11 protein-coding genes are annotated in these 12,515 nt (G+C 71.3%); 1 reads left to right on the plus strand and 10 read right to left on the minus strand.

Translation table 11 applies throughout. The features are described from left to right. Nucleotides 1-2: 2 nt before the first annotated feature. The 10 genes from AB0D29_RS24170 to pabB are packed head-to-tail and all read right to left on the minus strand — an operon-like array spanning nt 3 to nt 10,606. Nucleotides 3-1,070, minus strand: coding sequence for an isocitrate/isopropylmalate family dehydrogenase (locus tag AB0D29_RS24170; protein WP_362856964.1), 1,068 nt, complete (start codon nt 1,068-1,070; stop codon nt 3-5). After that, on the minus strand, nt 1,067-3,094 hold the full coding sequence (locus AB0D29_RS24175; protein ID WP_362856966.1) for an aconitase family protein: 2,028 nt from the start codon (nt 3,092-3,094) through the stop codon (nt 1,067-1,069). Before AB0D29_RS24175 ends, AB0D29_RS24170 begins: the two co-directional genes overlap by 4 nt. After that, entirely contained in the window at nt 3,091-4,338 is a 1,248-nt protein-coding gene (locus AB0D29_RS24180; RefSeq protein WP_362856968.1) for a GNAT family N-acetyltransferase, read from the minus strand. The genes AB0D29_RS24175 and AB0D29_RS24180 overlap by 4 nt, the downstream gene beginning before the upstream one ends. Next, complete coding sequence (locus AB0D29_RS24185) at nt 4,328-5,086, minus strand: methyltransferase domain-containing protein (RefSeq protein WP_362856970.1); 759 nt, start codon at nt 5,084-5,086, stop codon at nt 4,328-4,330. Before AB0D29_RS24185 ends, AB0D29_RS24180 begins: the two co-directional genes overlap by 11 nt. Next, nucleotides 5,083-6,243 carry a hypothetical protein gene (locus AB0D29_RS24190; protein ID WP_362856971.1) on the minus strand — a complete coding sequence of 387 codons (1,161 nt, stop codon included), beginning with the start codon at nt 6,241-6,243 and terminating at the stop codon, nt 5,083-5,085. Before AB0D29_RS24190 ends, AB0D29_RS24185 begins: the two co-directional genes overlap by 4 nt. Further along, complete coding sequence (locus AB0D29_RS24195; RefSeq protein ID WP_362856973.1) at nt 6,240-6,827, minus strand: hypothetical protein; 588 nt, start codon at nt 6,825-6,827, stop codon at nt 6,240-6,242. Before AB0D29_RS24195 ends, AB0D29_RS24190 begins: the two co-directional genes overlap by 4 nt. After that, on the minus strand, nt 6,824-7,147 hold the full coding sequence (locus AB0D29_RS24200) for a chorismate mutase (protein ID WP_362856974.1): 324 nt from the start codon (nt 7,145-7,147) through the stop codon (nt 6,824-6,826). Before AB0D29_RS24200 ends, AB0D29_RS24195 begins: the two co-directional genes overlap by 4 nt. After that, nucleotides 7,144-8,082: a hypothetical protein gene (locus AB0D29_RS24205; protein WP_362856975.1), complete on the minus strand. Its 939-nt coding sequence runs from the start codon at nt 8,080-8,082 to the stop codon at nt 7,144-7,146. The genes AB0D29_RS24200 and AB0D29_RS24205 overlap by 4 nt, the downstream gene beginning before the upstream one ends. Beyond that, on the minus strand, nt 8,079-8,555 hold the full coding sequence (locus AB0D29_RS24210; protein WP_362856976.1) for a GNAT family N-acetyltransferase: 477 nt from the start codon (nt 8,553-8,555) through the stop codon (nt 8,079-8,081). Before AB0D29_RS24210 ends, AB0D29_RS24205 begins: the two co-directional genes overlap by 4 nt. Then, nucleotides 8,552-10,606 (minus strand): aminodeoxychorismate synthase component I, encoded by a 2,055-nt coding sequence (pabB, locus tag AB0D29_RS24215; RefSeq protein WP_362856978.1) that lies wholly within the window; start codon nt 10,604-10,606, stop codon nt 8,552-8,554. The genes AB0D29_RS24210 and pabB overlap by 4 nt, the downstream gene beginning before the upstream one ends. Before the next feature lie 640 nt (nt 10,607-11,246). Between pabB and AB0D29_RS24220 the strand changes: the two genes are divergently transcribed. Beyond that, a complete protein-coding gene (locus AB0D29_RS24220; RefSeq protein WP_362856979.1) occupies nt 11,247-12,473 on the plus strand; it encodes an MFS transporter in 1,227 nt (408 codons plus the stop codon). Nucleotides 12,474-12,515: the final 42 nt, after the last annotated feature.

Here is a 12,515-nt window from a genome sequence, read left to right on the forward strand (position 1 = left end):
CCTCAGTCCTTGTCGTGCCGGGCGAGCACCCGGCAAATCAGGTCGCCCACCTCGACGGTGCGTGCGGTGCCGCCCAGGTCGGGTGTCAGCAGGTCTGCGCACAGCACCTCGTCGACGGCGCGTTCCACGGCGGTGTGCGCCTCGGACAGGCCCATCCGGTCCAGCATCAGCGAGTAACTCAGCACGGAGGCCAGCGGGTTGGCGCGTCCCGTGCCCACGAGGTCGGGCGCGCTGCCGTGGACGGCCTCGAACACGCCGAGGAACTCCGTGTCCTCGGGGTCGTAGCTGGCCGAGGGCGCGATCCCGAGCCCGCCGGCGAGCATCGCGGCCTCGTCGCTGAGGATGTCCCCGAAGAGGTTGCCGGCCACCACCACGTCGAAGCGGGCCGGGTCGCGGATCAGCTCCATGGCCGCGGCGTCCACGTACAGGTGGTCGCACTCCACGTCCGGGTAGGACGCGGCGATGGCGCGGAACCGGCTCTGCCACAGCGGGCCGGCGCTCGGCATCGCGTTGCTCTTGTCGACGAGGGTGAGCCTGCGGCGGCGGGAGCGGGCGAGCGCGAAGGCGGCCGTGACCGCCCGGTCCACGGCCCAGCGGGTGTGGACGCCGACCTCCATCGCGACGTGGCCGGGGCGGCCGCCCCGGACCGTGCCGCCCACGCCGACGTACACGTCCTCGGTGTTCTCCCGCACGATGACGAGGTCCACGTCCTCGACCGAACGCACGTGCTTGAGCGGGCAGTGCGCGAGCGTGCGCAGGCGCACCGGCCTCAGGTTGACGCTCAGTTCGAGCTGCTGGCGCAGCCCGCCGATGATCCGGATCGCGTGCCGGTTGTCGGGGATCCGGGCGTCGCCGAGCGCGCCGAGCAGCACCGCCCGGTAGTCGCCGCGGATGGCCTCGATGTCGATGTCGACGTCCCCGTGCTCCAGGAACCAGTCGGCGCTGTAGGGCAGCACCTCCGTCTTCAGACCGGTGCCGAAGACGTCCTCGACCACCGCGTGCACCTTCAGCACCTCGGCCATGACCTCCGGGCCGATGCCGTCTCCCGGGATGACCGCGACGGTGCTCACGAGGCCGACGCCTCCGCCCGGACCTGAGCGCCCGCGTAGGCGACGAGGCCGCCCGCGGTGAGCAGCTCCCGCTCGAAGGCGGAGGGCGGGGTGATCGGCGCGGAGGTGCCCCGGGTGACGTTGACCAGCTCGCCGCGCTCGTCGTCGACGACCAGCCGGTCGCCCTCCCGGATCTCGTAGGCGAACTCCCCGACCTCCACCAGCCGCAGGCCGATGTTGAGGGCGTTGCGGAAGAAGATCCGCGCGAAGCTGTGCGCGACGACGAAGGGCGCGCCGGAGGCCTTGATGCCCATCGGGGCGTTCTCGCGGGAGGAGCCGCAGCCGAAGTTCATGCCGCCGACGATCACCGAGCCGCTCAGGTCGTGCCCGGTCCCCGCGTAGTGGTCGAGGAACGGCTGGTTGCCCGCGTGGGCCATGATGTGCTTCTTGTACTCGGCCGGGTCGGGGATCTGGCAGAACACGCCCGGCAGGATCACGTCGGTGTTGACGTGGTCGCCGAAGACCCAGGCGAGGCTTCCGCCGCCCCCGGCGCCGCCCGCGCCCGCCGTCGCCGCGGGGAGCACGTCCGCGCCGCCCGTGAGCGGGGCCCGGCCCTCGCGCGCCGAGTGGAGCGCGAACAGCTCGTCGATGCCGCGCAGCAGCGCCTCCTCGTCGGCGTAGTAGTCGCTGCGGTCGCCGATGGGGGCGAGTACGCCGCTCAGCGCGGCCCGGGCGGCGACGGCGGGGCTGGCCAGGACGACACTGGCGTCGACGTCCCCGCACCGGCCGCGGAAGTTCCTGTTGGAGGTGAAGATCGCGACCTCCCCCTTGCCGAGCACACCGGACTTGATGCCGATGCAGGGCCCGCAGCTGGAGGACTCCACGTAGCAGCCGGCCTCGATCAGCACGTCGATCAGGCCCTCCTTCATCGCCGCCCGGTAGGCCTTCTGGGAGGCGGGGATGACGATGGTGCGCACCCCCTCGTGGACCCGCTTGCCCCGCAGGACGTCCGCGACGACCCGCAGGTCCTCCAGGTGCCCGTTGGTGCAGGAGCCGATGAAGACCTGGTCGACCGGTACCTCGCCGTTCTCGTTGGCCCTCCGGGCCAGCGGCGCCACGCCCGTCATCAGGTCCTCGCGGCCCTCGTACGCGGCCCAGTCGCGCAGGACGTGCTGGAGCTGGTGCGTGCCGACGGCGTTGTCCGGGGAGAACGGCAGCGCGACGGTCGGCTCGATCAGGCCCAGGTCGATGTCGATCACGTCGACGTACTCGGTGTCGTCCTCGTCGATGGTGAAGGTCGGGTAGCCCACCTCGTCGCCGAGGTAGTCGGCGAGCACCCCGTCCGTGGGGAACAGGCCGTACTTGGCGCCCATCTCCACCGCCATGTTGCTCAGCGACAGCCGGTCGGTGATCGCCAGGGAGGCGAGGCCGGGGCCGCCGAACTCCAGGCTGCGGTAGACCGCGCCGTGCACGCCGATCAGCCCGCACAGGTACAGCGCCACGTCCTTGCCCTGCACGTGCGGACGCAGGCTCCCGCGGAAGCGGACCAGGGTCGCCTCGGGCACCCGCATCCAGACGCTGCCCCGGACCAGGGCCATGGCCAGGTCGGTGGAGCCGATGCCGGTGGCGAGCGAGCCGATCGCGCCCGCCGTGCAGCTGTGCGAGTCGGCGCCGACCGCGACGTCGCCGGGGCGGATCAGCCCCTGCTCGATGAGGATCTTGTGCTGGATGCCGCCGTCGTAGCCCACGTCGAACACCTTGATGCCGTGCTCGCGGGCGAACCGCCGCAGCTCGACGAGGATCGAGGCCATCGAGGCGGTGTGGGTGGGGACGACGTGGTCGAAGACGAAGGCGGTCCTCTCACGCTGCGCGGCGAGGCCGGCGGCTATGTAGTCGTCGTCGAAGCCGGAGTCCCGGAGGATGTCCAGGGCCCACTTGACGGTCATCTCGCTGCCCCAGCACAGGTCGAACGGCAGGTCCACGACCTCGCCGGTGCTGACGGGACGGCCGAGCTTGTGCTCGAAGAGCTGTCGTACGAGAGTCATCGCAGAACGCGTCCATCCTGGTTGCCGAGAAGCTGTTTCTTGAGGCAGTCGAAGACGGCGACGTACGGCTCGATCCGCCGGTGCGCGGTGGGCGAGGAGAACCGGATCCAGCCGTGCACCGGCGCCGGGCGGCAGCCGCGCAGCCGCTTCGCGTCCGCCGAACCCATGCCGTAGGCGATGCGCCGGGCGCCGCCCGTGACGGCCCGTTCGACGAGGTGGTAGAAGACGAGGTTGAAGTAGGCGTAGGAGGCCCCGACGGCGGAGGCGTCGAAGCCGAGGAACTTGGGGTGCAGAACGCCCCCGCCCTCCAGGCACAGCAGGAAGCCCGCGATGTCGGGCCCCTCGGCCTCCCGGCCGCGCACCACGTACAGGGCGGGGCCCAGCCGCGGGGCGCCGAGGAGCGCGGTGAACAGCCGCTCCATCGCGGCCCGGTCGGCCGGCAGCCCGTACTTCTTCTGCTGTTCCTCCGACAGTTCGGCGCAGCGGGCGATCACCGCCGGGTCCGGCCGCGTGATCTGCTCGACCCGCATCCCGGCCTCCGCGAACTTGCGGATCTCGGACCGGACGACGGTACGGCGCTTGCGCCCCAGGGCGTCCAGGTACTCCTCCAGGGTGGTGTGCGACCCGGTGTCGAGGTCGTACTCCAGGTCGGAGAGGAACCCCAGGTAGCCGTGGCCGGCGAGGGCGCGGTGCAGGTCCCCGTCCCCGCCGGACTGCCACAGGAAGGACTGCGAGGGGATCTCCTGCGACGCGCAGAACTCGTCGACCCCCACGAGGAGTTCACCGATCGCGCGCTGCCGGTCGACGCCCGGCAGGGTGAGGACGTCGGCGGCGTACCCGTACGGACTGGTCATCACCAGCGCCGGATAGCCGACCGCACGCGTGTGCCCGGCCTCCGTGCGCACGACGGCGGCGAGCAGCGCCGCGGCCTCGGCGGCCTCCTCCCGCGGCCGGTCCCGCGCCAGGGCCTGCCGCAGGTGGTCCATCTCGTAGTCGCCGAAGAGCGCGCCCGTCGGATCGTGGTACGCAAACGCGTCCGGGTCCCGGACCAGCAGGCCCTGGAGGCCGGCGACGGTGCGCGCCCCGTCCCGCAGCAGGAACAGGACCAGCTCGAAGCCGAAGCACTCCTCGACCGCGCGCAGCCAGTCGTGGGAGAGGTACACGTGCGTGTCGGGGACGAGCGCGTCCCACTCCTCGCGGTCCACGCCGGATGCCGACCGTACGACGACGACCTCAGTGCCCACGGACGTCAACGCCCTTCGTGGCGACCGCGATGAGGCGCTCGGCCCGGTGGTCGTAGGGTCCGCCGGCGTAGTCCCCGTGGAAGCGGACGTCGGTGAAGCCGGCGGACGTGAGCATCGTCCGCAGTTCGGCGGCGCCGTAGAGGTGGAGCGTCATCGAACCCCGGGCCGCGTGCGAGCCGTCGACGGAGTACCAGTCGCTGCGCAGCCGGCTCCAGTCGTCGAGGACGGTGTCGCGCTGGAAGAGCAGCTTTCCGTCCTGCTCGGAGCAGGAGACCCGCTCGTCGAGACGCGCGAGGATCTCCTTGCCGACGACGTCGACGAGCAGGGTCCCGCCCGGCGCCAGGCTGGTGTGCGCGTTGCGCAGCACCTGGACGTTGTCCTCGTGCCGGTCCAGGTAGCCGAAGGAGGTGAACATGTTGACGACGGCGTCGAAGGCCTCCGGCTCGGCGAAACGGAGCATGTCCGCCTCGACGAACCGGGCCTTGACGCCCGCGTCATGGCAGCGCGTCCGGGCGCGGTCGAGCAGCGGCGCGCTGAGGTCCACGCCGGTGACCGCGTGGCCGGCCCGCGCCAGCGGCACCGTGAACAGGCCCGGTCCGCAGCACAGGTCGAGGACGCGGGCCCCGGGCGGGAACCGGAACAGCGGGGAGTGCTCCACGATCCGCACGGCCTCGGCGGCGCGCTCCGCGGAGAACAGGTGCGGGTAGAAGTCGTCCCAGAACGCCTGGTCCGCGAACCAGCCGCTCATGCCCGTACGGCCGTTCGCGCGCGGTGGATCTCGATCACCTGGGCCTCGGTGACGCTGGACTTCGTCAGCACGGACGCCGCCTTGACGTCGAGGAGCACCGCGCCGAGGACCTCGTCGTCGTACGGGAGCCCGTGGGCGTCCAGGACGTGGGCGATGATGCCCTTGCCGGAGTGCTTGCCCATGACGATCCGCCTCGTGTGGCCCACCAGTTCGGGCCGCAGCGGCTCGTAGGCGGTGGAGTCCTTCATCACCGAGGACACGTGCAGGCCGGACTCGTGCGAGAAGGCGTTGCCGCCGACGATCGGCTTCATGGGGCTGACCCCGATGCCGGACAGGTCGGCGATGAGGTTCGACATGGGCTTGAGCCGGGACAGGTCGACGTTGGTCTCGAACCCGTACAGCTGGGTCAGGGCCACGGTCACCTCCTCCAGGGAGGCGTTGCCCGCCCGCTCGCCGAGGCCGTTGATCGTGCACTGGACCTCGTCCGCGCCGCCGAGGATGCCCGCGACCGTGTTGGCCGTGGCGAGGCCGAAGTCGTTGTGGCAGTGGAGCGAGAGCGTCACGCCGATCCGCGAGCGCAGCCGGGAGATGAGGGTGCGGAAGGCGTCGGGGGTGGTGGAGCCGACGGTGTCCGCGACGCCGACCAGGTCCGCGCCGCTCTCCTGGGCGAGGACGAGGACCTCCTCCAGGTAGTCGTAGGAGGTCCTGGTGGCGTCCTCGGAGCCGCAGCCGACGTACATGCCGAGGCCCTTGGCGTACGCGATGCCGTCGGCCATCTCGGCCTTCAGCCGCTCGCGCACCGCGCTGTCCGTACCGCCGAACTTGACCCGCATGTGCACGTCGGAAGTGGGCACGAAGGTGTAGATGGCGTTCGCCCCGCAGGCCTTGGCCAGGTCGATCTCGGTCCGGTTGGGCCGGCAGAACGCCACCACCCGGGCGCGCAGGCCCAGGGCGGAGATGCCGCGCACGGCGTCCTGGTCGGCCTGCGAGGAGGCCGGGAAGCCGGCGTCGATGACGTCGACGCCCATCTCGTCGAGGAGGCGGGCGATCTTCACCTTCTCCTCGACCTGGAAGGCGACTCCGCACGTCTGCTCGCCGTCGCGGAGCGTGGTGTCGCAGACGAGGATCTTCCTCGCCGCTGATGCGGTCCCGGTCATGCGCCCTCTCCCAACAGGTACTCGCGGCACTTGGTGCCGATGACTTCGCCGGAGAACCGGGGCCGGCGCCCGTAGACGACCCAGGTGGTGGTCACGGCGCCGATGTAGCGGTCCAGGCGCAGCGTGCCGTTCGACTTCTCCAGGTACTCCAGGTGGGTGAGCCCGGAGTCGTAGGCCCCCGCCAGCAGTTGGGCGCCGACCACGGGCTTGGACGCCACCGGGACGACCTCCTCCCACTGCGACACGTCGACGTACCCGGCGGTCGCCGGGACGAGCCCGAGCGACCTGGGCCGCTCCACGTCGGCACGGCTGAGCAGCACCAGTTCCTTGGTGGGGTACACGAAGGTGTCCACCACGTGGACCTCGCTGAAGTACCGCTCGGTGAGCAGGTGCACCTCGGGGTGCGCGCTGCACTGCACGAGGTAGTCGGACTCGCCGCGGCGCACCCGCTCCAGGCCCTCGTGCAGGTCGATGGTGAGGTCGATCTTGGCGTCGTGCTCGATGCCCTGGAACCCGAAGTAGTGCTGCAGGGCGTTCTCGTGGCAGCTTCCCCCGGGGCCGAGGGTGGTGAACGTCAGGGTCATCGCCGTGCCTCCACAGTCTTCGCGGCCGCCGGAGCATCGATGATCTCGTCCTCCAGGCGGCACGCCTCGTCGATGAGCAGGGTCGCCAGGGACCGCATGAACTCGGGTGAGAGGTTCAGCCGTTCGCCCCGGGCCGCGTACGCCTCGCGCACCGTGGTGACCCGTTGCGGCTGCATCATCGGGATGCCGTTGGCCCGCTTGACCTCGGCCACTTCGCAGCAGATCGCCAGGCGCGCCGCCACGAGCTCCGCCAGCTGCCCGTCCAGTGCCTCCAGCCGTTCCCGGAAGGGCCGCAGGACGTCTTCGGGGGTCGCGTTCATCGCGAGGCCTCCCTCGCGAGGGCGCGGGCCGCGCCGCGCAGGGACGGGAGTCCGTATCCGCCCTCCTGGACGAACACGGTGGGCAGCCGCTGCTCGGCCAGCAGTGCGGCGACGGGCCCGAACACCTCCGGCGGGAGCGTCCAGGAGCCGTGCGGGTCGCCCGCGAGCACGTCGTAGCCGACCGAGACCACCAGGGCATCGGCGTCGTTCCGGAGCAGGTGCGACAGGGCGTCCTTCACGAGCGCCAGGAACCCCTCCGTGCCGGGGTCGGACTCCACGCCGAAGAGTCCCGGTCCCGGCTCGAAGGAGTACGGGAAGTCCTCGGCGTGGCTGGAGTGCACCGAGGCGAACGGCAGCGTGGGATCGTCCTGGACGCAGGCGAGGGTGCCGTTGCCCAGGTGGTAGTCGACGTCGAGGATGCCGACCCGGGCCACGCCCTCCTCGCGCAGGGTCCGGGCGGCGACGACGGCGTTGTTGAGGAAGCAGTAGCCGCCGTACCAGCCGGGGCCCGCGTGGTGGCCCGGGGGCCGCACCAGGGCGTAGCTGTTCTCGCCCCGGCGGGCCGTCAGCTCGGCCGCCCGGACCGCGGCGGCCGCCGCGCCCAGTGCGGCGGGCCAGACCCCGCGGGTCACCGGGGTCTCCTGCTCCAGGCCGGGTGCCGAGAACGCGCTGTCGAGCACCGCGTCCCGGCCCTCGGGCACCCCGTCGCGCAGGTGCTCCAGCAGGGCCGCGTCGTGCACCGCGGCGACCATCCGCTCCGCGCGGGCCGTACCGTCCGCGCCGAGCGGGGCCGCCACCGCGCCGCCGTCGAGCAGCCCGGCCAGGATCCGGTGGATCCGCTCGGGTACCTCCTTGCTGGCCACCTGGGCGCCGCCCGGCTCGACCGTGAACGGCAGCGCCTCGGACTCCTCGGGTACCACCACGTGCAGCGTCATGACAGGTCCTTGATCACGCGCGGGCCGATGACACGGAAGCCGGAGCGCTCGTAGAACGCCAGGGTCCGCGGGTAGGACGGGAACTGCTCGGCGGGCAGGCACACTTCGACCCGCCGGACGCCGTCCGCGGAGCACCGCGCGTCCAGCGCCTCGAGCAGCAGCGCCGCGACCCCCCGGGACCGCAGCTCCGGTGCCACCCACAGCTCCTGGACGTGGCGGTACGGGGCGGCGAGCCGCAGCGCGGTCTGGGTGGTGTACCCGAGTACGCCGACCACGCGCCGGCGCCCGTCCCGCGCGACCAGCACGCCCGAGCCGTCCTTGCCGGCGATGGCCTCGTCCACGGCCGCACCGAGGCCCGGGATCGTGTGGGAGGGGTCGCCGCGCAGCTCCCGCAGGAGGGCGGTGACCGCCTCGGCGACCGCCTGCGCCTCCGCCGGCTCGGCCGGGCCCGTCTCGAACTCCACCGTGCTCACCCCTGATACCTCGCAGCCGTTCCCGATGTGACCTCGCGCAGCTCCTCGACGCCGAGGACCCGCAGCAGCGCCCGTGCCTTCAGCCGCGTCTCCTGGAACTCCTCCTCGCCGTCCGAGAGCACGATGAGCGCCCCGCCCACGCCGATGCGCACGCGGTTGCCCTCCCAGACGATGGTGCGGATGACGATGGACTGGTCCGCCGCCCCGTCGAAACCGAAGTACCCGAGGCTGCCGGAGTACACCCCGCGCTCCTCCGGCTCCAGCGCGTCGAGGAGCTCCACGGTCCGCTTCTTCGGCGCGCCGGTCATCGACCCGCCGGGGAAGAGCGCCTCCACGCAGTCGACCGCGCCGCGGTCGGCGCGCAGCCGGCCCCGCACCGTGGTGACGAGCTGGTGCACGGTGGCGTACGACTCGGCGGCCATCAGCTTGGGCACGTGCACCGTGCCGGTGTCGCAGACCTGGCCGAGGTCGTTGCGGAGCAGGTCCGCGATCATCAGGTTCTCGCTGCGGATCTTGCGATCCGTCTCCAGCGCCCTGCGGGCCGCCTCGTCGGCCACCGGATCGGCGTGCCGGGGAGCGGTCCCCTTGATCGGCTTGGCCTCCACCTCGCCGTTGCCGGCCACCGTGACGAACCGCTCCGGCGAGGAGCTCAGGATCGAGCGCTCGCCCAGCCGCACGTACGCGGAGTAGGGCGCCGGGTTGGTCTCCCGCAGCCGGAGGTAGGTGTCCAGCGGGTCGGCCTCGCTGGTGCCGGTGATCTGGTACGTGTAGCAGGCCTCGTACGAGTCGCCGTCGCGCAGCCACTGCTGGACGGTGTCGAAGTGCTCCAGGTACGTCTCCCGGTCGACGCCGGGTTCCAGTACGGCTGGTGCGGCCTCCCGTCGGGGCCGGGGCACCAGGGCCCGCCGGGCCAGCGCGCGCACCTCCTCGCACCACGCGTCGTGCTCCTCGGCGGAGAGCCCCACCGTGATCAGGTAGCGCCGGTCGGTCTCGTGGTCGTAGGCCGCGTAGCGGTCCACGCGGAGCAGCTCCGCGTCCGGCCGCTCACCGCTGCCCGCCCGGCCGATGCCGACGCTGCCCTTGACGCCGTAGCCGAGATAGCCGAGGTAGCCGCCGGCGAACGGCACGGGCGAGGCGCCGGCCGGCACGGGGGTGGCCGCGAGACCGGACCTCAGGTGCTCGAAGACGGTGCCGCGGACGCGCTCCACGCTCTCGTGGGTCTCGCGCTCGACGACGTTCGCCGCCGCGTACGCCCGGATCACCTCCAGGCCGTCGCCGGCGCACGAGCCGAGGTAGCTGTGGCGGCCCATCCCGTACGCCGTGCGCGAGCTGTCGAGCCAGAAGCCGTACGGACTGTCGGCGAACGCGCGCAGGAACAGGTCCTCGGCGCTCAGGTCGACGTCCAGTTCGCTCCAGCGGAGGGCGGGCGTGATGCCCAGGAAGTTGGCGATGATCTGCTCGCCGTACTCGCTGTCCACCGACTCGGGGTGGAACTGCACGCCGTGCAGCGGGCGTTCGCGGTGCCGCAGGCCCATCAGCAGGCCGCCGTCGGACCAGGCCGTGGCGACGAGGTCCTCCGGCAGCGGTTCGGTGACGGTGAGGGAGTGGTAGCGCACCGCGCGGAAGCCCTGCGGGATGCCGGCGAAGACTCCGGTCCCGGTGTGGGTGATCGCGCTCGTCTGGCCGTGGACGACCTCCGGTGCGTGCCGGACCTCACCGCCGAAGGCGAGGGCCAGGCCCTGGTGGCCGAGACACACGCCGAGGACGGGCACGGTGGCCTGTTCGAGCAGGGCCCGGCAGAGCCCGAAGTCCTCTTCCCTGGCCGCGGTGCCCGGGCCCGGGGAGATCACGACGTGGGTGAAGTCCTGTCGCAGGAGTTCGTCCGCCGTCGCCTCGTCGTTGCGCACGACGACGGGAGGTACGCCTGCCACTTTCCATAACAGCTGGAAGAGGTTCCACGTGTAGGAGTCATAGTTGTCTACGAGAAGGATCCGCAGGTCTATCACGATGTGGTCGAGCTCCTTGACGGCCGGAGCGGGCCTTTTGGGCACGGTGATCCGGCTGACCGATTCTTCTATCGGTGGTGATTCACGGGTGAATCGATCGCTCTGAATTGAGCACGCGTCGGCATGTTCAAGAGGAGGGTGCGCATGGCGAAGCCAATGAAAGTGACATGTGAAGCCCCCGTCATGTCTGTCACTGCTCGGATCTTCTCGGATGCGCAGAATGGTCGTGCGATCGATGCGGTGGTCCGAGAAGGCCGTTCCAACGTTCGATGCTAGTCATGCCGGGCCGAATATGCACCCTCGTGTGACCCAGCCCACTGCGGCCTGGGGTTGGGCGGTGCGCCATGGTCGGGGCACTTCGTCGGAATCACGCGTTGACAAACGGTCCGAACATATCCACCGACCCATTCCATTCAAGCCACATCTACTTGTGGGGGCCGGGGTGTGACCGGAAATCGGCGGTCTTTGCTGATCAACTCGCCGGCAGGGCGGCATTTTTCGGCCATGGGTCCGCGTGATCGCCCTCACGTAAAAGCCGTTTTTGCCGGGACATGCTTGCTGGTACGTTGATCGGAACAACCCCGTTCGTACAGCCGGTTCACGAGAGCGGCTCGACTTGAAAGGGGGGCCCGGAAATTCACGATCCTGACATGCGTGATCGCGCGCAGGGTCCCCGGGAGGCGTCATGCCCCACAAGGTGATTCTGGCGCTTCTCGCAATCGGCTCCTTTGCCGTCGGCACCGACGGATTCGTCATCAGCGGGATTCTTCCGCGTATCGCCGGTGAACTGGACGTGTCCGAACCGGTGGCCGGACAGCTCGTCACGGCCTTCGCGCTCAGCTACGCGATCAGCGCTCCGGTCCTGATGACCCTGACCGCGGGCCTGTCCCGGCGCGTCATGCTGCGCGGCTCCATGCTGGCCTTCCTGCTCGCCAACGTGCTGGGCGCACTCGCCCCCACCTACGGGGTGCTGATGACGGCCAGGATCCTGGCCGGGATCAGCGCCGCCCTCTACATGAACACCGCCGCGGCCACCGCGACGGCGCTCGCGGGGGAGCGGTACCGGGGCCGGGCGGTGTCCCTGATCATCGGCGGGCTCACGGTGGCCACGGCGCTCGGTGTGCCCGGCGGTACGCTGGTCGGGCAACTCGGCAGCTGGCGCCTCACGTTGGCGCTGGTGGTGGCGCTGGCCCTGCCCGTGTTCATCGGGCTGTTCCTGGTGCTGCCCGCGGTGCCGCAGCCGCCGGCGATCAGCATGCGCGACCGGGTGCGGATCGGCGCGCAGCGCCCGGTCCTGCTGGCCGTGCTGGCCAACCTGTTCGCGGTGGCCGGCTGCTTCACCGTCTTCACCTACCTGGCGGCCTTCACCCGGGCCACCACGGGCCTGGACAACGCCGGCGTGAGCATCGTCCTGCTGGTGTTCGGTGTCGCGGGCGCGGTCGGCAACGCCGTCGGCGGCCGGCTCAGCGACCGCATCGGGGCGGAACGCACCTTCACCGCCTCGGTGTCGGGCGTCACGGCGGCCATGGCACTGCTGGCGGTCCTGGCGAGCTGGTTCGCCTCCGACTCGACGGTCGTGGTGGCGGCCTTCCTCGCCGTCACGGTCGCCTGGGGAACGGTCTACTGGGCCGAACCGCCCACCGCCATCCACCGCGTGCTGGACCTGGCCCCCACCGCCCCGAGCGTGGCCATCTCCGTCAACAGCTCCGCGTCGTACCTCGGCGTGGCGCTGGGCGGCGCGGTCGGCGGGGCGGTGCTCGACCGGCTCTCGCCGGCCGCCCTCGCGTGGGCGGGCGCCTGCCTGGAGCTGATCGCTCTGGCGCTGGTCGTCCTCCCGAGGGTTTCCGCGGGGCGCAAGGGTCGGGCCGGGGCGCCCGCCCACGCACTGCCGGAGCCCGCGCACAACGGGTGACGTTGAAAAATAGAAAACACCAACAATTCATCTCATTTTGGG

It is taken from the genome of Streptomyces sp. NPDC048424 (genome assembly GCF_040651555.1).
Taxonomy (GTDB): domain Bacteria; phylum Actinomycetota; class Actinomycetes; order Streptomycetales; family Streptomycetaceae; genus Streptomyces.

Coding starts and splice junctions, on each gene's coding strand:
- AB0D29_RS24175 (WP_362856966.1), bottom strand. CDS start 3,094: ATGACTCTCGTACGACAGCTCTTCGAGCACAAGCTCGGCCGTCCCGTC.
- AB0D29_RS24185 (WP_362856970.1), bottom strand. CDS start 5,086: ATGAGCGGCTGGTTCGCGGACCAGGCGTTCTGGGACGACTTCTACCCG.
- AB0D29_RS24190 (WP_362856971.1), bottom strand. CDS start 6,243: ATGACCGGGACCGCATCAGCGGCGAGGAAGATCCTCGTCTGCGACACC.
- AB0D29_RS24195 (WP_362856973.1), bottom strand. CDS start 6,827: ATGACCCTGACGTTCACCACCCTCGGCCCCGGGGGAAGCTGCCACGAG.
- AB0D29_RS24200 (WP_362856974.1), bottom strand. CDS start 7,147: ATGAACGCGACCCCCGAAGACGTCCTGCGGCCCTTCCGGGAACGGCTG.
- AB0D29_RS24205 (WP_362856975.1), bottom strand. CDS start 8,082: ATGACGCTGCACGTGGTGGTACCCGAGGAGTCCGAGGCGCTGCCGTTC.
- AB0D29_RS24220 (WP_362856979.1), top strand. CDS start 11,247: ATGCCCCACAAGGTGATTCTGGCGCTTCTCGCAATCGGCTCCTTTGCC.